Genomic DNA, 20,675 nt, shown 5'->3' on the forward strand with positions numbered 1-20,675 from the left:
TTTTATGAATATCGTCCTTCTTGATCCTCATCAAACACAAGCTGAAACTTGGACAATCAGTTCAAAAAGGCAAGTTGAACATTTGCACACACATCTTGCTGCGAAAGTCGGAGATATGCTTAAAGTTGGCGTTCGAGGCGCCAGTCGTTATTTAACTGAAATTGTTGATACCTCGGAACATAGGATTTTAATTCGACCGATTCAAGAAGAGCCTGTTCCAGCAAAATTACCAGTGACTTTAATAGTGGCATTACCACGGCCCAAAGTTTTACGCCGTTTAATCATGGATGCGGTGACACTGGGGGTAGAAAAATTAATTTTAATTCATAGTTATCGGGTTGACAAAAGTTATTGGCAAAGTCCTTTTTTACAGCAAATTGATCATTACATCATCTTGGGATTAGAACAGGCGGGAGATACCATCGCGCCCCAAATTGAGCTATACAAACGCTTTAAACCCTTTGTTGAAGATGTCTTACCTAGCTTCATTACACCACAAAATCCTGCTTATGTGGCACATCCGTATACTGAACAGAAAATGCCATTTGCTATCGATCATTCATGTACTGTGATCATTGGACCTGAAGGGGGTTTTATACCTTATGAGGTAGATTTACTGATAAAAAACGGCTGCCAAGCAGTGAGCTTAGGCAACCGTATTTTGCGTACTGAAACCGCGATCCCTTATGTATTGGGGTGCTTATTTAGCACGAGCTGATTCGATGTCATCCGCTGATGGATCACCGCGGTAGACTTTGACTTCCTGAACAGGATAAGGAATCGAAATATTATTATCCGCAAAGGCTTCTAGCACACGTTCTTGAATTTCACTGATCGAAGCCGCTGTAACCACTTGCGTGGTATCTACCCACCAACGAACGGTTAAATTGACAGAGAAATCCGCCAAAGCAGAAACATTCACAGTAAAGCCCGGCTGGCTTAAAATACGTTGATCTTTATCAAGCAATTTAAGAATAATATCTTTGGCTTTCTGTACATCATCTTCATAACCAATCCCAACCACAAACTCACAACGACGGCGTTGGTAAGCGGTATTTACCGTCACGGCGCTGGTATACACAGTTGCGTTTGGAATCACAATACGTCGTCCATCAGGGGAACGTAAAAAAGTTGCACGAATTTGAATATCTTCAACAGTACCTTCCATATTGTTGACAATGATGTCATCACCAATCTTGAACGGTTCGCCCAAAAGAATCAAAATTCCAGAAAGTAGATTTTGGAAAATATCTTTAAATGCAAAACCAATCGCGACCGAACCAATCCCCAAAGCACTCATCAGTTGAGCAGGAGTAAAGCCTGGAATTGCAATGACCATGGCAATTAAGAAACCAAAAAAGATAATTGCGGTACTGCCGACACGATTCAGTACCAGAACTAAATTTTGGCGAGTATAAGTACGGTTTTCGAGTGTTCTACGGACAAAGAATTTAAAAAGCTTAGACAACAACCAGAAAATAGTGATGACGATCAGCGCAATACATAAATATGGCATACGTTCCCAAAAACCATCGACAAACTTGTCGATGGTTGAGTATGCATCTTTATATTTTTCAGTATGTTGAATCACTGTTTGTGCAGTTTTTTCGCCTGCAGAATGGATCAATTGAGTCGTGTCTTGCGCAACGGTACTCAATGCATTTGCTTCTTCAGCCACAATCATGTCCAATAAAATAATTGGCATATTTTGCCTGAAATTTCAAAGAAGTTAAGCTTTGATTACAGTTTTTCTTATGACGGACTATTAAAAATAATATTTGTGAATCAGTATTCAACCCATGTTAGTGGATCATCAAGGAATGGGGTCTGTAGGCATTTCATAAATGGCTTGCGTTGTAGGTTGAAATTGAGCAGGCAAGGCATGAAACGAAGAGAATAGCGAGACTATTTTCGAGTTTCATAACGTAGGCTGAGATAATTTTAGCCACAACCCTGAGCAAGAACAAAGCACTGCTTTGTTTGCAGCGCAAGGCGCAGCGGGGGACTAGCGTGTTTTTTGCCGCTACGTCGTTACCTTGCGAAACGACGTTTCTCATCATTTAGAATGACTAAATTTCGTATTTCGCGCCTAGTATCGCCTAAAAAACACACGTAGTCGCAAACATAGACGAATTGTCAACAGACCCCAATTATCCTTAAAAATATTTAGTTCCTTTTTCAATGATTGTTGTTGGATTTTCAATTTCTCCAGTCCCCATCATAAATGACACTACGCTTAGAGAGGTCAATAAGCTGATGATAAAGCCTATTATCATGAGCCAAGCCATTAATTTTTCAATAAAAGTCGATGGGCGTGGGTGGCCAAAACGGTTGGCACGATTACAACCACGCGCAAAGAGTAAATACAGTAGAGTCAAGAATTGCACAATTGGAATCAGCAATAACAGAATAAACCAACCAGATTTATTACGATCATGCAGCCTGCGAATAATTACAACTATCATTGCATAAAAATAAAGACAGCTGAGTAAGAGGTAAGTGAACTGTCCTAATCCTGAAATCGAATTTATTGCATGTTGACTGAATTGCAGTGAATTTAAATTCACAATGCCAAAGACTAGACCGAGGGCAAGCAATGCAACAGTAAAAATGAGATGCAAGAATCCAAACCAAGCAATATAACTTAAGCGGTTAAAACGACCTTGAGTTGAAAGAGGATAATCTACCGGTGATACTTGATGCTTTGAAAAAAATGTCGACGATTCTTGTATTTGCATGACGATCGTGTCCAGTTGAATGAGTTCGGTAAGGAAATGTTTTTTTCTGAAAAAAACCATATGCACTTCTGAATACAAATTATAAGATCAAAAAAACTCCATAGATATTGAAAATTCGAATATTTTGGCAAATGACTTAAGATTTTCCGATGGTTAAAGTGACCCCCGTGTCTACGACCAAAGCACAATTGTTAACCGAAATGCGCTATCGTAATACTGAAGACATGCAGCAAATAAAATCAAGAAAGTAGGCATACATCTCGTGATGAGGTGATACATCAAGGAAGCAGAATATGAATGAAATCTATCCAGTTCCAGAACAATTTGTAAAAACAGCAAGGACCAATGAACAAGAATACTTTGATCGTTATCAACAGTCAGTAGACCATCCAGATGAGTTTTGGGCAGAAGCTGCAAAGAAGTTAGACTGGATTAAGCCTTTCACCCAAGTAAAAAATACCAGCTACGACAAAGATAATTTTAAAATTGAATGGTTTGCAGATGGGCAACTGAATGTCAGTGCCAACTGTTTAGATCGTCATTTAAAAGAACACCCACTGAAACCAGCAATTATTTGGGAGGGGGATCATCCATCTCGCCATAAAATCATTTCTTTTGAAGAGCTACATGATGAAGTGTGTCGTTTTGCCAATGTCTTAAAGAAAAATGGAATCGGGAAAGGTGATCGAGTCATTTTGTATATGCCGATGATCCCTGAAGCGGCGATCGCCATGTTGGCCTGTACTCGAATAGGGGCAGTGCATTGTGTGGTATTTGGTGGGTTCTCTCCAGACTCATTGGCAAGTCGAATAGATGACAGTCAAGCTAAATTGGTGATTACAGCCGACCAAGGTATGCGTGGTGGTAAAACGATTCCTTTAAAAGAGAATGTAGATGCAGCATTGGCGTTGGATGGAACCACTTCCGTTGAAAAAATGATTGTGGTGCATCGAACAGGTCATCCAATAACAATGCAGGAGGGGCGTGACCTGTGGTATCACATGGAAATTATGACGGTCACAGATATCTGTCCGCCAGAACCGATGGATGCCGAAGATCCTTTATTTATTTTATATACGTCTGGATCAACAGGAAAGCCTAAAGGGGTGTTACATACTACGGGTGGTTATTTAACTTATGTAAATTCAACTTTCCGTGAAGTTTTTGATATTAAACAAGATGATGTGTTCTGGTGTACCGCAGATGTGGGTTGGATTACGGGGCATTCTTATGTGCTTTATGGACCATTATCCAATGGTACAACCACCGTCATGTCCGAAGGTATCCCACAATATCCAACATGGGCACGTACAGGTCATATTGTAGATAAGCATAACATTACCATTCTCTATACTGCACCAACAGCGATCCGCGCCATGATGCGTGAGGGTGATGCTTTTGTGCGTGAAAGTGACCGTAGCAGTTTGCGTCTATTGGGTACCGTGGGTGAGCCGATTAATCCAGAAGCATGGAATTGGTACTATACCGTTGTGGGTGAAAGCCGTTGTCCAATTGTGGATACATGGTGGCAAACTGAAACAGGTGGTATTTTAATTTCCCCACTACCTGGTGCAACTCCACTTAAACCAGGTTCGGCAACTCGTCCGTTATTTGGTGTACAACCTGCATTGGTTGATGCTGAGGGTCAAGAACTCGAAGGTGAAGCAGAAGGCAATTTGATTATTAAGAATTCTTGGCCGGGGCAAATGCGGACCATTTGGGGTGATCCTGAGCGATTTATTGAAGCGTATTTCTCAACTTATCCGGGAAGTTATTTTACTGGTGACGGTGCGCGTCGTGATAAAGATGGTTATTACTGGATTACGGGTCGTGTAGATGATGTTCTGAATGTTTCAGGTCACCGGTTGGGCACTGCTGAAATTGAAAGTGCATTGGTTGCGCATGCAAAAGTTGCTGAATCAGCAGTTGTTGGTATGCCACATGAGATTAAAGGGCAAGGGATAGCGGCCTATGTGACCTTGCAGGCGGGTGAAGCTGAAACTGAAGAATTACGTAAAGAATTGGTCAGTTGGGTACGTAAAGTGCTGGGACCTGTGGCAACACCTGATGCAATTTATTGGGCACCTGCTTTGCCAAAAACCCGTTCTGGAAAAATCATGCGACGCATTTTAAGAAAAATTGCTGCCAATGAGCTAGATAGTTTAGGCGATACTTCTACTTTGGCTGATCCAGGTGTGGTAGATCAGTTAATTACGGAGGTTAAGGCCAATTCTTAATGTTTGAAGTCTCTTGATTTTGCTAGCCAAAAGTTGAATACCGTTAGAGAAATTCTAGCGGTATTTTTTGTTATTGATTTTCAAATCACAGAATAAGTAATGCAGGCATTGAGATAAGGAAATCTTACTTGATTTGATAAGCTCAAGGCACTGGGAATAAGAGTAAATATGATGAATGCACCTCAACAGGCGTTAAACCTTTCTGCTTTAACAACGGCAAAGCAATTGGCAGAACAATTTGCGCAGACTGCTGCTGAGCGTGATAAAGCAGGTGGTAATCCGAAGCTGGAACGGGATTTGATTCGTCAAAGTGGTTTATTGGGACTGTCTATTCCACAACAATATGGCGGGCAAGGAGCAAACTGGAAAACAATTTTCCAGACCATTCAAAGTATTGCACAAGTCGATAGTTCCTTAGCACATGTATATGGCTTTCATCATTTACTAATCGCCACTGTGCAGTTATTTGCTCAGCCTGAACAATATTCGTCATGGTTTGAACACACCGCCCGCAATAACTTGTTTTGGGGTAATACTTTAAACCCTTTAGATCAGCGCACGAAGGTACAACAACTCACTGAGAACGACTTTATTTTTCATGGTGATAAAAGCTTTTGCTCAGGATCAATAGATTCAGACATACTGCTTTGTTCGGGCTTTAATGATGCTGGAAAATTACTGATAGCTGTGATCCCAACATGTCGAGAAGGGGTAAGTTTTTTAGGTGATTGGAATAATATGGGGCAGCGTCAAACAGACAGCGGTACCAGTCATTTTGAACAGGTCAAAATTCACAAAGATGAGTTACTGTTAAATCCAGGACCATTAAGTACACCTTACTCCAGTTTAAGACCTTTGATTGCACAATTGATTTTTGTGCATCTGTTTTTAGGCGTTGCTGAAGGTGCCTTTGACCTTGCGCGACAAACAATAAAAAGTCAGAAAGCATGGTCAACGTCTTTGGCTGAAAATGCGGTGAATGATCCGTTTAACCAGAAGCATTTTGCTGAGTTTTATGTACAGCTTGAAAGTGTACGTTTACTTGCCGATAAAGCCATTGCAGCATTGCAAACGGCTTGGAATATTGGTGAGCAATTAACAGCAGAACAACGTGGTGAAGTCTCAATTGCCATTGCGACTGCAAAAATTGCTGCAACCAATAGCTCACTGTTTATAACGCAGAATATTTTTCAAGTGATGGGTGCCAGAGCGACAACAGCCAAATTGAATTTAGATCGTTTTTGGCGAAATGTCCGTACTCAGACCTTGCATGATCCGATTGATTATAAGTATCAGGAAGTGGGGGAATGGGTATTGACTGGAAAAGTGCCCGATCCAAGTTTTTACGCTTGAACCTTAGCCGACCGATGACATTTTATAGAAGTTCATTCTTAGCGCTTTAGCATTGGTATTGCCTTATCTTAGATTGAAAAATCTGTGTTGGTAGGGGTAGGTTATACCCCTACCAACAGCGACAATTATGTTGCCATGCAATAGATACAGTATGAATGATTTAACAATGTACAAAGCAAAAGCCTAGCCAGATCTGACATATTTCAGCATCAAGGATTGGATTTTTGCTTTAAGCTATTGAGCACTTCATACGCTGCCTTAATTCGCTCAGCATTGGGAATTTTTTTATTCATCAACATCACCAAGCCAAAGTTCTCTTGTGGAATATAAATCACATATGTCCCAAAACCATTGGTGGAGCCAGTTTTATGAAAGACTCTTGAACCAGTCTTCACGAGGGTTTTTTCAACAGGGTTGGATTGCATCACAACCCGATCAGAGTTGCTTTCTAATAGTGTGTTTAATGTTGCTGGGTAGCTGAACGATTCCCAGCCAAGGGCTTGGGTCATACCACCCATTTTAAAGTAACCGGTATGTGTCGCTAGAATTGCGGGTTTAATCGCTGCTTTGGCTTGATCTGGATTTAAGTTTAAATTTAAAAAATGTAGCATGTCCGGTAGGCTAGATTTTACACCATAGGCCTGCGCATCAAAAGCGCCAGCAGTTACCCGAAGCGGTTGATTATTTTGATCATAACCAAAGGCATAGTTGCCTTGTTGTGCTTTAGGAACTTGGACATAAGTATGTTGGAGTTCTAGTTTGGGGAAGATCATTTGTTCTAATAAAGCGCTAAAAGGCATGTTCATGGCTTTAGCGGTCGCTTCACCGAATAACCCTATGCTTGGATTAGAATATTGTCGAAATTGACCAATCGGGTTTTTGACTTTCCAATCTTGAAAATATTTAAGTGTTTGCGCATCTGTTTTTATTTGATCAGGAAATTGCAATGGAAGATTACCACTGGTATAGGTGGCCAATTCTAAGAGTGTGACTTGATTAATGTCTGAGTTTTTTAATGCGGGTATATATTTACCAGGATGGTCTTGAAGAGAAATTTTGCCTAAATTTTGTGCATAAGTACCTGCTGTTGCAGTAAAAATCTTACTGACTGAACCTAGTTCAAAAAGAGTATTTTTATTTACGGCTTTCGCATTCGCAAGTGATTGTACGCCGTAGTATTTTTCATAACTTTTTCCGTTATACAAAATACCTATTGCCATACCGGGCACTGCATAAGTTTTCATTAATGGCTGAAATGCAGTATTCATCGCAGTTTCAACCTTTATAGACGTTGCAGGTATCTCGTTGGCGTTTACATAGGTCGTCAAGCTCATGCTGCCGATGAGGACGCAAAATATCGTTTTTGTTTTATTTAAAACTACCATACCCACTTTTTCCATCTATGCTACAAAAAGGGCGTATTTTAAGGTTGAAAGAAATTTTTTCCAAGATTGCGGTTGTTGAGTATATGTATAGAACAAATACACTCGATGATTCAATAAAACAAAAAGCAAAAGTTTGCTAATTTATATAAGGATAATTGTACTGATTTATACGATTCTATTTTTTATAAATACTTTTTATTTATTCTAAAAAAAAATCCCTCAAGCCGAGTCAAGAGGGAAAGCTGCAAAGCTGTTTTAGTTATTTATTGTTGTTTTCACAGCACCATCGATGAAGAGATAAACCTTAAGCTGATTTTGCAGTAATTTGATCTTTTTGTGCTTCTTCAATTTGACGAACCAAAGGCAAGACCTTTTCACCGAAATATTCAACTTCCTCAATGAAATGTAAAAAGCCAGATAACACTAAATCTACACCTACATTTTTGAGTGCAACAATACGTTCTGCAATCTGTTGCGGTGTGCCAATCAGATTAGTTTTAAAGCCATCGTTATATTGCACCAAGTCTTCAAATGTTGATTTTGCCCAGTTACCTTCACCTTCTTTAGATGCCGCGCCCGCTTCACGGGTTGCATCGCCAAAGGCATTGACCGCTTCAACATTGGCTTGGTCAATAATCTCTTGTAGCACTGCTTTAGCTTCTTCTTCAGTGTCACGAGCAATGATAAACGCATTGACCCCAATTTTGACTGAGTGATTATTTAGCTTGGCTTTTTCACGAATATCATCGATTTGTTTTTTGAGTTCCTCAGGTGTATTGCCATTGGTAAAGTACCAATCCGAAACACGCGAAGCCATGTCACGTGCAGCACGTGAACTTCCACCTTGGAATACTTCAATATGGGGTTTCTGCAAAGGTTTTGGTTTTAAAGTGTAGTCTTTAAACTGATAATATTTACCATCAAAACTATAGTTATCTGTTGTCCAAATACCTTTTAACGTACGAATAAATTCTTCTGAACGAACATAGCGTTCATCATGTTCAGGCCATGGCTCACCAATGGCATCAAACTCGCCACGGAACCAGCCACTTACTACATTAATCGCAATACGTCCATTGGTCAGATAATCAATGGTCGCCAACTGTTTTGCGGCTAAAACCGGTTTCCAAGGTCCTGGAAGAATTGCTGCAATTACTTTTAATTTTTCAGTTTTGGCTAAAAGTGCATGACTAAAACTCACAGATTCATGTTGATTTTCAGCGCCATACCCTGCGGTAAAACGAATTTGGGTGAGGGCATATTCAAAACCACTTTTTTCGGCAGCTTGTGCCAAACGTACATTGTAGTCATAGCTCCAGTCTGTACGTTGTTCAATATTACTGACCACTAAGCCGCCACTGACATTGGGAACCCAATAGGCAAATCGAATTGCTTGACCATTATTCGATGAAAACTGTGACATATCATAACCCTCAATTTTTTATGATTTATTCATAATAAGGTTACGTTTAAGCAACCTGTGATTGTGGTGTTTTGGATTTTGCATGTAGACGAGACTCTGCAGCATCCAAGTCTGGTATCGCCGCGGAAGGAAGCACATCATCTTGCTCAATCTGTTTGTTAATGCCTAAATTTTGATTGGCTTGTTCTGTTTTGGCTTTCACCACTTCTGCTCGCTGACCTTTTGCAGGCGCCCATTCTAAAATTGGCAATGCACGTGCGACAGCTAAAGTAATACGGTCTTGGATGTGTTCACTTTTAATGGTGTACTCAGGTGTAAAGTCACGATCTGTTGCATAGACACCAATAGGCAGAGTTTGCGCTTGAAAGAAGCTAAATAATGGACGTAACTGATGCTCTAGAACTAAAGCATGACGGTCACTACCACCCGATGCAGCAAGCAATACAGGAACATCGACTAACGCTGTTTGTTCAACAAAATCAAAGAAATGTTTAAATAAACCAGTGAATGATGCACGATAAACAGGAGTTCCCACGATGAGCGCATCTGCTGCTTCTACGGCAGCTAAGTCATCTTGAACACGTTGTGGCAGTTGGTTGCGATAAATTGCGCCCCCTAATAAATGGCCTATTTCACTGAATTTAATAAAATGAACATGAATCGGTGTTGCCTGACCAAGCTCATCTAAAATCGCTTGCACTAAACTTTCGGTTTTTGAAGGGTTATTTAATCCCCCTGAAACAGCAACAATATTTAATGGTTTTTGTTGAGTATAAATAGACATGTTGGCAACCTAATAAATTGAATCTCGGAATGCCATTCATTAATCTATATTTGACGAAGCGCTGTAAAATAATGAAAAACAGATTGGTTATCTGTTTTTAAGATAAACCAGAAAGCCTTTGAGTAATGCACGATTTCCTCTTTTAAGTATTTGAAGTTAAATAATATTCTTAAAATGAATAAGTAATTCATTTTTAACTGTTTATTTTATATTTAAAAGTGATATTCAAATCTTAATTTCGATAAATGACTTAAAGATTTTAGGGAATTTTAATTAAAGCCGACAAATTATTCAAAAATTCGTTAATATTTACGTATCCTAAATAGCAATAGTGCGGTTAGAATGAAATAACTGCGCTAGAGATCTCTCGCTTCGCTTATGAATATTTTAATCGTTGATGATCATCCACTGTTTCGCCATGCGTTAATTCAGGCGGTTCGTTATAGTTTGCCACAGGCTCAAATTAGTGAAACTGCGGCTGTTAATGAATTTTATGAGCGTTTGGAAAATGGTCCAGAACCAGATCTCGTCTTGTTGGATTTAAATCTGCCAGGCGCATCGGGTTTCTCTGCATTGGTACATGTTCGTGCACAGTATCCTGCACTTCCTATTATTGTGGTTTCTGCTCACGAAGATGCATCCATTATTCAACGTGCAATTGCACATGGCGCAATGGGCTATATTCCTAAATCTGCACATCCAAGCCATATTGGGGAAGCAATTCGCCAAGTGCTGGATGGTGATATTTGGTTACCGCCAAACTTACCCGCAGCGAATATGAATTTTGACCCGCGTGCCGCAGATGAAACAGCTTTAGCTGAACGTATTCAATCGTTAACACCACAACAGTTCCGTGTATTGATGATGGTTGCAGAAGGTTTATTGAATAAGCAAATTGCTTATGAACTTGATGTTTCGGAAGCAACCATTAAAGCGCATGTGACGGCAATTTTCCGTAAATTAGGTGTACAGAACCGTACTCAAGCGGTACTCGCAATCAATGCACTAAATATTGAAGAACGAAAAGTTTAAGATTTTAATGGTTAAATTTAACCTCAATATATTGAAAAATTAACAGAAGAGTGTATTAAAAAATATGCTCTTTTTTATTTTCTGATTTCTGCATTTTCTAGTGTAATTTTAGTCTAAATCAAAAATTTAAAATCTATACCTGACTTGAATCATCAAAGCATTGTCTGTAATAAAACTTTAGCTTTTATCAAGAGTTAAAAATAGGCGTATACTGAACGGACATGAGGAATAATTATGTCTGAAGCACCTGAATCTACAGCTTATATTGAGTATGGCACTCGGCCTTTTATCGCAATTTTACTTTCATTGTTTTTAGCTGGCTTTGCTGTATTCTCATCATTGTACTGTGTTCAGCCGATGATGCCATTTTTGGCAAGTTTTTTTCATGTTACGCCAACCCATAGTAGTTTTCCGCTTTCATTTTCCACCATTGCCTTAGCCTTAGGGCTTCTTTTTGCAGGGTTGATTTCAGATCGTTATGGTCGTAAGCAGATCATGGCTATTTCTTTATTTTCCACAGCAAGCTTGTTATTGCTGAGTTCGTTTTTACCTTATTGGGAAATATTTCTTGCAACACGCATGATGATTGGCTTGGCTGTTAGTGGTGTCGCTTCTGTTGCAATGACCTATATTGGTGAAGAAATTGCGCAAAAAGATGTTGGCTTTGCCATGGGACTGTATATTTCAGGGACAGCAATAGGGGGAATGGGCGGGCGTTTGATTGCAGGAGTATTGCTGGATTATATCTCTTGGCAAACTGCGACGATGATTATTGGTCTACTCAATTTATTGATCGCGATTACATTTTATATTGCCTTACCCACCTCTAAACATTTTAAATCTTATCCCATTCAATTCACACGTTTTATCGAATCCTTTAAGAAAAATCTTTCTGACCCAAAACTCAGATTATTGTTTGTAGAAGGTTTTATTCTAATGGGATGCTTTGTGACCGTGTTTAATTACATGAGTTATCATCTGTTAGAAAAACCTTTTGAACTGTCGCAAACGTGGATTGGTTTAATTTCGATAGCCTATTTATCAGGCATTTATAGTTCACCTCGCGCTGCCAGTTGGAGTCGTCAATTTGGACGAGGTAAAGTGCTGATTGTGATGTTCTCAAGCATGATTCTGGGGTTATGGATTATGCTGATTCCATCACTTTGGGTGATTTTGATTGGCCTATTGATTTTCACTTTCTCATTTTTTGCCGCCCATTCCACATCAAGCAGTTGGGTATCAGTACAATCCTTACAGTATCGCGCAGTTGGCTCTTCACTTTATCTATTTTGTTATTATCTTGGTTCAAGTTTCTTGGGTAGCAGTAGTGGTTTAGTCTGGGAAAAATATGGATGGTTTGGCCTAACGGTTACGATTACTTGTGTACTTTGTATCGGGCTATTGGTGGCTTTAAAACTAAATCAAACACAGAATGATGATCAGGCAAAAGTATGAGAGACTGCGGCTAAATAGTGTTTATTTAAATAACCTTTTCTTTTCAATTTCTCCGTGCTTGTAAACAATACATCATGACGGGTAAATTTTTCTTTAACTTATGACGAATACCTTGAACATCTTAAAAAGCTATCAATAACAGACCAAATAGAAGACCAAGAGACAATGTTTACTTTTTAATCAAACAACATGAGTAAAATTCATGGTAAAATGATCAACTTTCATTTTAGATCTCTCCCGATCGCCAACTGCCAATCGAGAAACTCACCATGTCGACCGCTTATACTGCTCAGACAGCGCCTACTGCGTTGTTTGATTATGACAAATATTGGGCATCGTGCTTTGAACCAGCACCATTTTTGCCAATGTCACGCGAGGAGATGGATCAACTCGGTTGGGATAGTTGTGACTTTATCCTAGTATGTGGTGATGCCTATATCGATCATCCATCATTCTGTTCAGGAATTATTGGTCGAACGCTTGAAGCACAGGGTTTCCGTGTCGGGATTATTGCACAACCCGATTGGACTTCTGCGGAAGCGTTTAAGGTGCTAGGCAAACCGAATATTGCATGGGGTGTGACCGCTGGTAACATGGATTCTATGATCAACCGCTATACGGCTGACCGTAAAATCCGTTCTGATGATGCTTATTCACCGGATAATTTACCCAATAAACGCCCTGACCGTGCTGCAACTGTATATTGTCAGCGTTGCCGTGAAGCATTTCCTGATGTACCTGTATTATTAGGTGGTATCGAAGCATCATTACGCCGTATTGCGCATTATGATTACTGGTCAGACAAAGTTCGTCGTTCAGTACTGATGGATTCAAAAGCGGATTTATTGATGTATGGAAATGGTGAGCGTTCTGTTGTTGAAGTCATGCATCGTCTTGCCAAAGGCGAAAAAATTCATGAAATCACCGATGTTCGTGGTACTGCATTCATCGTCAATAAAATTAATCGTGTGTCTAAAGCTAAGTTTGTTGAAATTGCATCGAATGATGTCGATGCGATTGGTCGTGTTGATCCAATCATCAATCCTTATGTGATGACTGAAGATTTAGATGGTTGCGAAATAGAACAGGGTAAAGGAAATTCTTTAACCCAATACCAAAATTTCCAAAAAGAATTGGTAGCGAATCCAGTCGTTCGTGAAGGCGATCAACTGGATGAGAATACCCAGATTGTACGTTTACTGCCGGCTTCTAAAGCGATTAAACATAAATTACCACCTCGTGAATTGGCAGTGATTCGTTTGCCTGCCTTTGAAGAAGTAGCAACTGATCCAGTACTTTATGCACATACTAACCGCATTTTGCATCTTGAAACCAATCCTGGGAACGCTCGTGCATTGGTACAAAAGCATGGTGAACGTGATGTATGGTTAAATGCACCACCGATTCCATTGACTACTGAAGAAATGGATTATGTGTTTGACTTGCCTTATGCGCGTCTACCACATCCAGCTTATGGTGAAGCGCGTTTCCCTGCATTTGATATGATCAAATTCTCTGTAAACATCATGCGTGGTTGTTTTGGTGGTTGTACATTCTGTTCGATTACCGAACATGAAGGTCGTATTATTCAAAACCGTTCAGAAGAATCAATTTTACGTGAAGTTGAAAAAATTCGTGATACAGCCCCAGGTTTTACAGGCATCATTTCAGATTTAGGTGGTCCAACTGCAAACATGTACCGTTTGCAGTGTAAAGATCCTGAGATTGAAAAGAACTGCCGTAAACCTTCTTGTGTGTACCCAGGTGTATGTCAAAATTTACATACTGACCATGCGCCACTTACTCAACTTTATCGCAAAGCACGTTCATTAAAAGGCATCAAAAAGATTTTGATTGGTTCAGGCTTACGTTATGACCTTGCGGTATTGAACCCTGAGTATGTCAAAGAACTGGTTCAACATCATGTTGGCGGTTATTTAAAAATTGCACCAGAACATACCGAGAAAGGTCCATTGTCGAAGATGATGAAACCAGGAATCGGGACCTATGATCGCTTTAAACAGATGTTTGATCGTTTTAGTAAGGAAGCGGGTAAAGAACAGTATTTAATCCCGTACTTTATCGCTGCGCATCCGGGAACAACGGATTATGACATGATGAATCTTGCGATTTGGCTTAAGAAAAATGGTTTCCGTGCCGATCAGGTGCAAACCTTTTATCCGTCACCAATGGCGACTGCGACCACGATGTATCACACCGGGAAAAATCCGTTGGCCAAAGTGGCTCGTTATACCGAAAGTGTGGATATTGTAAAAGGTGAAAAGCGTCGCCGTTTACACAAAGCCTTCTTACGTTACCATGATCCAAACAACTGGCCGTTACTACGTGATGCATTACGTGAAATGGGCCGGGTAGATTTGATTGGTAATTCTAAACATCATCTGATTCCAACTTATCAACCGCAAGGAACAGAAGGGCAATATCAATCTGCGCGTAAGAAAAACTCGACTGTTGATGGTGATTCGCAAAAGCGTACTGGGGATAGTCGTAATTCGCAGGCGAAAACGCAATCGCGTCCTTCCAATACCAAAAAGCGTCCTGAACGTGGTCAAATATTGACGCAACATACAGGTTTGCCGCCGCGTGAAACGGGTGATAAAAAACCATTTGGTGGAAATGGCAAAGCAAAGTCTACGTCAAAAAGTAGAGCTTAGGTGCTGTTTGAAATAGTAATAAGAGAGGATGCCTAAGCATCCTTTCTTAAATCAGCAATTGAATAATAAAAATACGCTACTGTGGATAACTCTCTGTAAACTGTTGAAAACTTTAGTGTACTAAAAACACACAATTTTCAAATGTGATTGTCCTACAATAGTATTCAAAGTTCATTAAATTCAGTTGTATTCGTAAAAAATACACGGTATAAATGTGGTTAAATCAATTCATTTGGTTGAAATACTCAATGAATAATACAAATAATAGTTCAAGAAATAAGTCAAAAATGTGATTTATTTGATTATTTTGAAAAAGTAAATATTTAAATCCGTCTTGTATATTACAAAATTGAACTGATTAAAAATAGTATCTTTGGTACACATGAACTGGTCTTAGACCAAATTATAATAAAGAATTAGGAAATGAAAAATGGATATGATAATCGTTGCGAGTTTGATATTACTTGCTGTCGTGATTGGTGCTAGTTATAAAGGATTGAAAAATAAGCAACAAGCAGATAGTGCTTTACGAAGAAGAGCAGTATTTAACTCACATGAACAAATTACGTTTACGCGGTTAAAAGAAATTTTACCTGAAGCCAATATCTTGGCTCATGTTTCTTTTGATGCCTTATTAACGACAAAATATTTACATACACGCCGTAAGTATCAGCAAATGTTTGCAAATTTTGTTGTGCTGGACAAAGATTATAAAGTTTTAGCGGTGATGGCTTTAGATGATATCAATGCGATTAAGCGCTCGAATCAAAATACTTATGAAGATGCTTTATTAAGATCCGCAGGTTATCGCGTGATTCGTTATATGGGAATTCCAGAGTACCAAGATTTGCGAGAAGATTTTTTAACAGAATTTTCTGAAATGAGCCATTCGCAAATGCTGGAAGAACATGTACTGGGGAAGTTTGATCTGTACTCAAATCGCGCATATAGCTAAGCAAAAAATGCATGTTTAAACATGCATTTTTTAGTTTATTCAAAAAATTTGAGTATTGAGCTTATTCTGGTTTTACCGCAACCACCGTCATTTCAACTAAAACATCAGGTCGATAAAGTTTTGCTTCAACACAGGTTCTCGGCAGAGCCTGCATATCTGAACACCATGCATCCCAGATTTCATTCATTCCTACATAATCATTTTCAATATCTTTTAAAAAAATCATCACAGACATAATGTGTTTTTTATCTGTGCCCGCATCTGCAAGAAAACGATCAATGATATCTAAGGTCTGTTGAGTTTGCCCTTTGATATCCAAACTTAAATCCGTAGCCAATTGACCTGCCAAGTGAACTAAATTTCCCGAAATTGCGATTTCAGAAAAGCGTTTTTCTACATGCAAACGTTGTACAGTCATGATCATTCTCAAAGTTTGTTTATGCTTTAAATTTTACGTCATGATTTGCAATCTGCAAATCAACTTTGTTGCTGGTTGGTGAATGTATCTATACGAATGAGAATTTTATACTTAAAAATAATCAAACAGTTATATTCTGGGCAAATAATGAGATTGCCTAAATTTAAAAATTGAATCTGCGCGCCACGTAACTGATTTAAACAAAACGCAATTGAACAGTGCAGAGGAAAAAGTTGTTGCAATCGCTTAAAGTGCTGTTGCTCCTGAAGGATGGAAATATTCATTGCAATACCTATTATTTAGAATATATTTTTAAGCCAGTGAATAGCTTTGAGCTATTCACTGTGTCGTTATCAATTTTGCGGAGGCGTATAGGATTTGAGTTTTTGCTCAGGTTTATTGCTGATTTGATACCAGTCGATATGCCGTGTAATAAACATCACTACAGCAAGTAAAACAAATGAAATGATAGAGCCGATCAGAAAGGTTTTGCCTGAAGATTGCAACAGCATGTACATCACGGCATAAAGTGAACTTAGGATGAGGCTGAATAGGCCAGCGGCTTTAAAACCTTTCATCACATAGTATAAGTACCAGCTCATGAGCCCGACACAGGCAATTCCAGCAACGCAATAAGCCCATGCAAAGGCATAGTATTCACTGATCGAAAGGAGTAGGACAAAGAACACCACTTGAGCCATCGCCACCAAAGAATATTGAATGGGGTGAATCCGTAAGCTTTTGAGTACTTCGAAGAGAAAGAAACAAGCAAAGGTGATGATAATAATCACAATACCGTATTTAATCGCACGATCCGTTTGTGTATATACATTGACTGACTCTAAGAATTCTGTTGATAAACCAATACTTTGACTAGGTTCACCCATATAACCTGGTTCTTGTGAAAAATAACCATTACTAAACTGGCGAATACAATCATTGTTGTCGCAATCAATCAATTTGCTGATGTTTTGATGACCTAGAGCAATATTTTTCCATTGTGCGGTGAATTGTTGTTGTGTGCTGGTTTTTGCAAAGGGTAAGTTTTGTCCTGAATATTTGGTATCAGCCCAATTGCCTTTGGCCTGATAAGTGACACTACGACTGGTTGGAATTAGCGTGAATTTCCCCAGACCAGTAATATTGGCTGTCAAATCAAAAGTAAAACCATTTTGTATGGCATTGATTAATTCAGGATATGTTTTTGCAGAAACATACATAAAGTCAAAACCAGAACTGTTGCTCCCTTGCGCACTCATTTCAAAGACATAGGTTTTATTGAGCATGTTTAAGCTCGGTTGTGTATCTAAGCCGCGAGGATCATGTACAGGGAAGATAATTTCAGCTCGTTCCCATTGGTAATCTTTCTTTTCAAGTGTTGGTTTTTGGAATACACCTTTGGCCATGAGATTGGCTGTGTAGCTAATTGCTCGATAGATGGTGCGTTTATAAGTGTTGTCAGAAACATTAAAGTTGGATGACCATTGCGTGCTGTCAGCACTGATATACATCCACTGTTCCTCAGTACACAAATAGGCCACTTTCTTTTCATCGAGGCAGTTTTTTTGCTCATTGTAGGGCACGCGGATATACGGTGAAATCACGGTTTGAGGACTAATATTATTTTGTGCAATTTCTTTCAGAAATGCCCGTTGGTAATCTTGTCGTTCTGAGACCAGACTGGTAATAAAGAGTAAGCCTATCCAAAATAAGGCAACTAAAATTGCGATTGCAATAATTTTGAATGTCAGAAAGTTAGAGCGCATCACTGTTTTCCTTCGCCGTTGTTTTTTGTCAGTGTTAGTGTGCGAAACAGCAATGTGCTTTGTTTGAGGCGTATAGGTTTTTTATATGAATTTTAAGTGAAGTTTGGCTGTGCTAAGGCAATTGAATTTTTACCAATACACCCTTTTGGTGGGGTTGTAAGATGGTGATTTCATTTCCTTGAATATTACCAATGTGAATCTGTCCATGGTGTTGTTCAATAACTTGTTTAACAATACTCAGTCCAATACCAGAACTGCGTTGCTGGCTAATCGGGCGAGGCAAGGAAAAATAAGTATCAAACACTTGCGTGAGTGCATAATCTGGAATCCATTCGCCCTCATTAAAAACCTGTAATTCTACCTGCTGGTGTGTTTGATGATGAAGCCGAATCAGGATTTTTGCTGAATCTGCGGAAAAATCTAGGGCATTATCTAAAATATTGGTAAGGGTTTGTTGAATCCAAAATCGATCTGCCCGAAGCATACAATTGGCTTCAATATCCAGTAAACACTGAATTTTTTTGGCCTGAATTTGACTGGCATGCTGGTCTAAAGTCTGTTGAATCAGTTCAGATAAATTGAAATCTTGCATTTCAATTTGATGTTTAGATTTTTCCAGACGGGTCAATAAGAGCATCCGGTCAATCAGGCTACGTAAGCGCTGGCTTTGTTCATGAATATGTGTGGCAAATTGTTGTTGATCATTTAGTGGTAAATCTTCTTGGAGTAGTTCTGCACTGGCTTGAATGGCGGTAAGCGGGCTTTTGAGTTCATGGGTCAGTGTATTGATATAGTGTTCTACATAAGCACGATCTTCAAGTTTTTCTCTCATATTTTCAACTGCTTGAGCAACTTGATTGAGTTCTTTTGCCGAACGAAAATAAGGGGTTTGATTGACAGGTGCAAGTGCTTGTGCGTATTTACGGACACGGTCAATACTGTGTTTTAGCCAATAGGCCACCAAACTGGCAAGAAACAGACTGAGTAATGTAATCCAAGCGGCTTGTTGGATCAGCTGATTTTCAGCACGCTGAATATAAGGTTGTACTGAAATATTGGGTTTTCCAATGCTGACAACGCCAATCAATTGCTGTTGTTGACCAACTTGATAATAGATTGGCGCTGCAATAAACATGGTGCTGCTATTGCTGTCCTTTTCATAACTGCGTGTAGAGCGAACGCCGTATTTTCCCTTTAAGGTCAGGTAAACATCATTCCATCGTGAGTAGTCTTGTCCTGTGGCGATACCTTGTGAGTCATAAATGACGATACCGTTGTTGTCAGTAATATAGATTTGCTGATTGATCTCATTTTTATTATGTTTCCAGATGGTGGCATTGAGTTTTCGATTCAGCGCATTTTGAATTTTTTCATCAAACTGAACAGTACTGACTTTATTTTCATAGACATCTTCAGCTACTAACATCGCGATAATATTGGCATTTTCCGCAAGGGTATCTTCTACGACCTGTCGAACATTGGGTTTTACTTGTTGATTGAAGGTATATGACATAAACCATAAACCCAGCAAGATGATCAATCCAAAGAAGAACCAAATACGAATAAAAATGGACATGGTTTATCCTTGCCTTTTTAAACTATAGCCAAAGCCTCGATGGGTTTCGATTGGATCTTGCTCGGGAGAGATCTGCTTGAGTTTATTGCGAATACTTTTGATATGTGTATCGACTGTTCTTTCTAAACTATGCTCAGGGTGTTCCCATACATGATCCATCAATTGTTGACGGCTAAACACCTGTTCAGGGCGTTGAATCAATAATTTAAGTAAGCGATATTCATAGCGGGTCAAGTGCAGTAGTGTGCCTAAATAATGGATTTGCAAAGCTTCATCATTACATTGCCAAACTTTAGACGGGGTTGTAGAAATGTGTGTGTTTGGCTGTGAGCTTTGCTGTAACTGATTTTGCATTTCCATTCTGCGCCAAATGGCTTTAATTCGAGACACAATTTCACGTGAACTAAATGGCTTGCTACAGTAATCATCTGCACCAATTTCTAAACCCACAATACGATCTATTTCGTCATCTCGTGCGGTTAAAAATAGTAGTGGTGTATGATTAAAGAGACGAATTTTTTTGCAGAGATCAAAACCATTTAAATCAGGTAATCCAACATCTAAAATAATAAAATCAAATGGTTTGTTTTTAATAAAATCAATAGCTTGCAGGCTTGAGTTGGCCCAAGTGACTTGCCAGTCTTCTCGTTCAAGTGCGTAACGTAACGGCATAAGAATAGCAGCATCATCTTCTACACATAAAATCTGTTTTTTATTATTCATTGCATTTAAAAGCTCATAATCTCAATAGGAGTGTACTCAAATTGAAATAATTAGGCGAATGAATTTTCAGTGAAGTTTAGATGAACTGTTTTATTGTTTGAAATTAGCTGAATGCCTATGGATGTGGGCTTTTTTACCCATGTGAATTTCTGAGC

17 protein-coding genes are annotated in these 20,675 nt (G+C 39.1%); 7 read left to right on the plus strand and 10 right to left on the minus strand.

The annotated features are described in order from the left end of the window. The first annotated feature begins 4 nt into the window (after nucleotides 1-4). The gene (locus AC2G3J_RS00490; RefSeq protein WP_483770526.1) at nucleotides 5-718 is read left to right on the plus strand and encodes a 16S rRNA (uracil(1498)-N(3))-methyltransferase; all 714 of its coding nucleotides are present in this window, start codon (nucleotides 5-7) and stop codon (nucleotides 716-718) included. Here the strand turns inward: AC2G3J_RS00490 and AC2G3J_RS00495 are convergent. Continuing rightward, nucleotides 701-1,684 carry a mechanosensitive ion channel family protein gene (locus tag AC2G3J_RS00495; protein WP_373868811.1) on the minus strand — a complete coding sequence of 328 codons (984 nt, stop codon included), beginning with the start codon at nucleotides 1,682-1,684 and terminating at the stop codon, nucleotides 701-703. The two genes, AC2G3J_RS00490 and AC2G3J_RS00495, sit on opposite strands and share 18 nt — an antisense overlap. A gap of 472 nt (nucleotides 1,685-2,156) precedes the next feature. After that, nucleotides 2,157-2,738, minus strand: coding sequence for a DUF805 domain-containing protein (locus AC2G3J_RS00500; protein ID WP_336953784.1), 582 nt, complete (start codon nucleotides 2,736-2,738; stop codon nucleotides 2,157-2,159). A gap of 293 nt (nucleotides 2,739-3,031) precedes the next feature. Here AC2G3J_RS00500 and acs point away from each other — a divergent pair, with 293 nt between their 5' ends. Next, nucleotides 3,032-4,975, plus strand: a complete 1,944-nt coding sequence (acs, locus tag AC2G3J_RS00505) for an acetate--CoA ligase (protein ID WP_336953783.1) — start codon at nucleotides 3,032-3,034, stop codon at nucleotides 4,973-4,975. A 168-nt stretch (nucleotides 4,976-5,143) separates the two neighbouring features. After that, nucleotides 5,144-6,328: an acyl-CoA dehydrogenase family protein gene (locus AC2G3J_RS00510; protein WP_336953782.1), complete on the plus strand. Its 1,185-nt coding sequence runs from the start codon at nucleotides 5,144-5,146 to the stop codon at nucleotides 6,326-6,328. A gap of 209 nt (nucleotides 6,329-6,537) precedes the next feature. Here AC2G3J_RS00510 and ampC read toward each other — a convergent pair whose 3' ends face one another. From ampC to msuE, 3 genes are all read right to left on the minus strand, one after another. Continuing rightward, nucleotides 6,538-7,662, minus strand: coding sequence for a class C beta-lactamase (gene ampC / locus AC2G3J_RS00515; RefSeq protein ID WP_483771053.1), 1,125 nt, complete (start codon nucleotides 7,660-7,662; stop codon nucleotides 6,538-6,540). 355 nt (nucleotides 7,663-8,017) lie between these two features. Continuing rightward, nucleotides 8,018-9,136: a dimethylsulfone monooxygenase SfnG gene (gene sfnG / locus AC2G3J_RS00520; RefSeq protein WP_004723462.1), complete on the minus strand. Its 1,119-nt coding sequence runs from the start codon at nucleotides 9,134-9,136 to the stop codon at nucleotides 8,018-8,020. 46 nt (nucleotides 9,137-9,182) lie between these two features. Next, on the minus strand, nucleotides 9,183-9,920 hold the full coding sequence (gene msuE / locus AC2G3J_RS00525) for an FMN reductase (RefSeq protein ID WP_004723461.1): 738 nt from the start codon (nucleotides 9,918-9,920) through the stop codon (nucleotides 9,183-9,185). Between the two features lie 378 nt (nucleotides 9,921-10,298). Here msuE and AC2G3J_RS00530 point away from each other — a divergent pair, with 378 nt between their 5' ends. The 4 genes from AC2G3J_RS00530 to AC2G3J_RS00545 all read left to right on the plus strand — a co-directional run bounded on the left by AC2G3J_RS00530 (nucleotide 10,299) and on the right by AC2G3J_RS00545 (nucleotide 16,037). Beyond that, nucleotides 10,299-10,952: a response regulator gene (locus tag AC2G3J_RS00530; protein WP_004823671.1), complete on the plus strand. Its 654-nt coding sequence runs from the start codon at nucleotides 10,299-10,301 to the stop codon at nucleotides 10,950-10,952. 234 nt (nucleotides 10,953-11,186) lie between these two features. Next, the gene (locus tag AC2G3J_RS00535; protein WP_336953780.1) at nucleotides 11,187-12,407 is read left to right on the plus strand and encodes an MFS transporter; all 1,221 of its coding nucleotides are present in this window, start codon (nucleotides 11,187-11,189) and stop codon (nucleotides 12,405-12,407) included. A 269-nt stretch (nucleotides 12,408-12,676) separates the two neighbouring features. Continuing rightward, nucleotides 12,677-15,082, plus strand: coding sequence for a YgiQ family radical SAM protein (locus AC2G3J_RS00540; protein ID WP_336953779.1), 2,406 nt, complete (start codon nucleotides 12,677-12,679; stop codon nucleotides 15,080-15,082). A gap of 430 nt (nucleotides 15,083-15,512) precedes the next feature. Next, complete coding sequence (locus AC2G3J_RS00545; protein ID WP_336953778.1) at nucleotides 15,513-16,037, plus strand: DUF2726 domain-containing protein; 525 nt, start codon at nucleotides 15,513-15,515, stop codon at nucleotides 16,035-16,037. A 61-nt stretch (nucleotides 16,038-16,098) separates the two neighbouring features. On the opposite strand, the gene AC2G3J_RS00550 is transcribed toward AC2G3J_RS00545, so the two are convergent. The 5 genes from AC2G3J_RS00550 to creB all read right to left on the minus strand — a co-directional run bounded on the left by AC2G3J_RS00550 (nucleotide 16,099) and on the right by creB (nucleotide 20,520). Next, nucleotides 16,099-16,455 (minus strand): RidA family protein, encoded by a 357-nt coding sequence (locus tag AC2G3J_RS00550; RefSeq protein WP_336953777.1) that lies wholly within the window; start codon nucleotides 16,453-16,455, stop codon nucleotides 16,099-16,101. Between the two features lie 59 nt (nucleotides 16,456-16,514). Next, nucleotides 16,515-16,739 (minus strand): hypothetical protein, encoded by a 225-nt coding sequence (locus AC2G3J_RS00555; protein ID WP_336953776.1) that lies wholly within the window; start codon nucleotides 16,737-16,739, stop codon nucleotides 16,515-16,517. Between the two features lie 69 nt (nucleotides 16,740-16,808). Continuing rightward, nucleotides 16,809-18,221 (minus strand): cell envelope integrity protein CreD, encoded by a 1,413-nt coding sequence (creD, locus tag AC2G3J_RS00560; RefSeq protein WP_483770527.1) that lies wholly within the window; start codon nucleotides 18,219-18,221, stop codon nucleotides 16,809-16,811. Between the two features lie 112 nt (nucleotides 18,222-18,333). After that, complete coding sequence (creC, locus tag AC2G3J_RS00565) at nucleotides 18,334-19,797, minus strand: two-component system sensor histidine kinase CreC (RefSeq protein WP_483770528.1); 1,464 nt, start codon at nucleotides 19,795-19,797, stop codon at nucleotides 18,334-18,336. A 3-nt stretch (nucleotides 19,798-19,800) separates the two neighbouring features. Beyond that, nucleotides 19,801-20,520: a two-component system response regulator CreB gene (creB, locus tag AC2G3J_RS00570; RefSeq protein WP_419328320.1), complete on the minus strand. Its 720-nt coding sequence runs from the start codon at nucleotides 20,518-20,520 to the stop codon at nucleotides 19,801-19,803. Nucleotides 20,521-20,675: the final 155 nt, after the last annotated feature.

It is taken from the genome of Acinetobacter legionensis (genome assembly GCF_057165765.1).

Coding starts and splice junctions, on each gene's coding strand:
- ampC (WP_483771053.1), bottom strand. CDS start 7,662: ATGAGCTTGACGACCTATGTAAACGCCAACGAGATACCTGCAACGTCT.
- AC2G3J_RS00495 (WP_373868811.1), bottom strand. CDS start 1,684: ATGATTGTGGCTGAAGAAGCAAATGCATTGAGTACCGTTGCGCAAGAC.
- AC2G3J_RS00500 (WP_336953784.1), bottom strand. CDS start 2,738: ATGCAAATACAAGAATCGTCGACATTTTTTTCAAAGCATCAAGTATCA.
- creC (WP_483770528.1), bottom strand. CDS start 19,797: ATGTCCATTTTTATTCGTATTTGGTTCTTCTTTGGATTGATCATCTTG.
- AC2G3J_RS00535 (WP_336953780.1), top strand. CDS start 11,187: ATGTCTGAAGCACCTGAATCTACAGCTTATATTGAGTATGGCACTCGG.
- AC2G3J_RS00540 (WP_336953779.1), top strand. CDS start 12,677: ATGTCGACCGCTTATACTGCTCAGACAGCGCCTACTGCGTTGTTTGAT.
- creD (WP_483770527.1), bottom strand. CDS start 18,221: ATGCGCTCTAACTTTCTGACATTCAAAATTATTGCAATCGCAATTTTA.
- AC2G3J_RS00555 (WP_336953776.1), bottom strand. CDS start 16,739: ATGAATATTTCCATCCTTCAGGAGCAACAGCACTTTAAGCGATTGCAA.
- msuE (WP_004723461.1), bottom strand. CDS start 9,920: ATGTCTATTTATACTCAACAAAAACCATTAAATATTGTTGCTGTTTCA.
- AC2G3J_RS00530 (WP_004823671.1), top strand. CDS start 10,299: ATGAATATTTTAATCGTTGATGATCATCCACTGTTTCGCCATGCGTTA.
- sfnG (WP_004723462.1), bottom strand. CDS start 9,136: ATGTCACAGTTTTCATCGAATAATGGTCAAGCAATTCGATTTGCCTAT.
- AC2G3J_RS00490 (WP_483770526.1), top strand. CDS start 5: ATGAATATCGTCCTTCTTGATCCTCATCAAACACAAGCTGAAACTTGG.
- acs (WP_336953783.1), top strand. CDS start 3,032: ATGAATGAAATCTATCCAGTTCCAGAACAATTTGTAAAAACAGCAAGG.
- AC2G3J_RS00510 (WP_336953782.1), top strand. CDS start 5,144: ATGATGAATGCACCTCAACAGGCGTTAAACCTTTCTGCTTTAACAACG.
- AC2G3J_RS00545 (WP_336953778.1), top strand. CDS start 15,513: ATGGATATGATAATCGTTGCGAGTTTGATATTACTTGCTGTCGTGATT.
- AC2G3J_RS00550 (WP_336953777.1), bottom strand. CDS start 16,455: ATGACTGTACAACGTTTGCATGTAGAAAAACGCTTTTCTGAAATCGCA.
- creB (WP_419328320.1), bottom strand. CDS start 20,520: ATGAATAATAAAAAACAGATTTTATGTGTAGAAGATGATGCTGCTATT.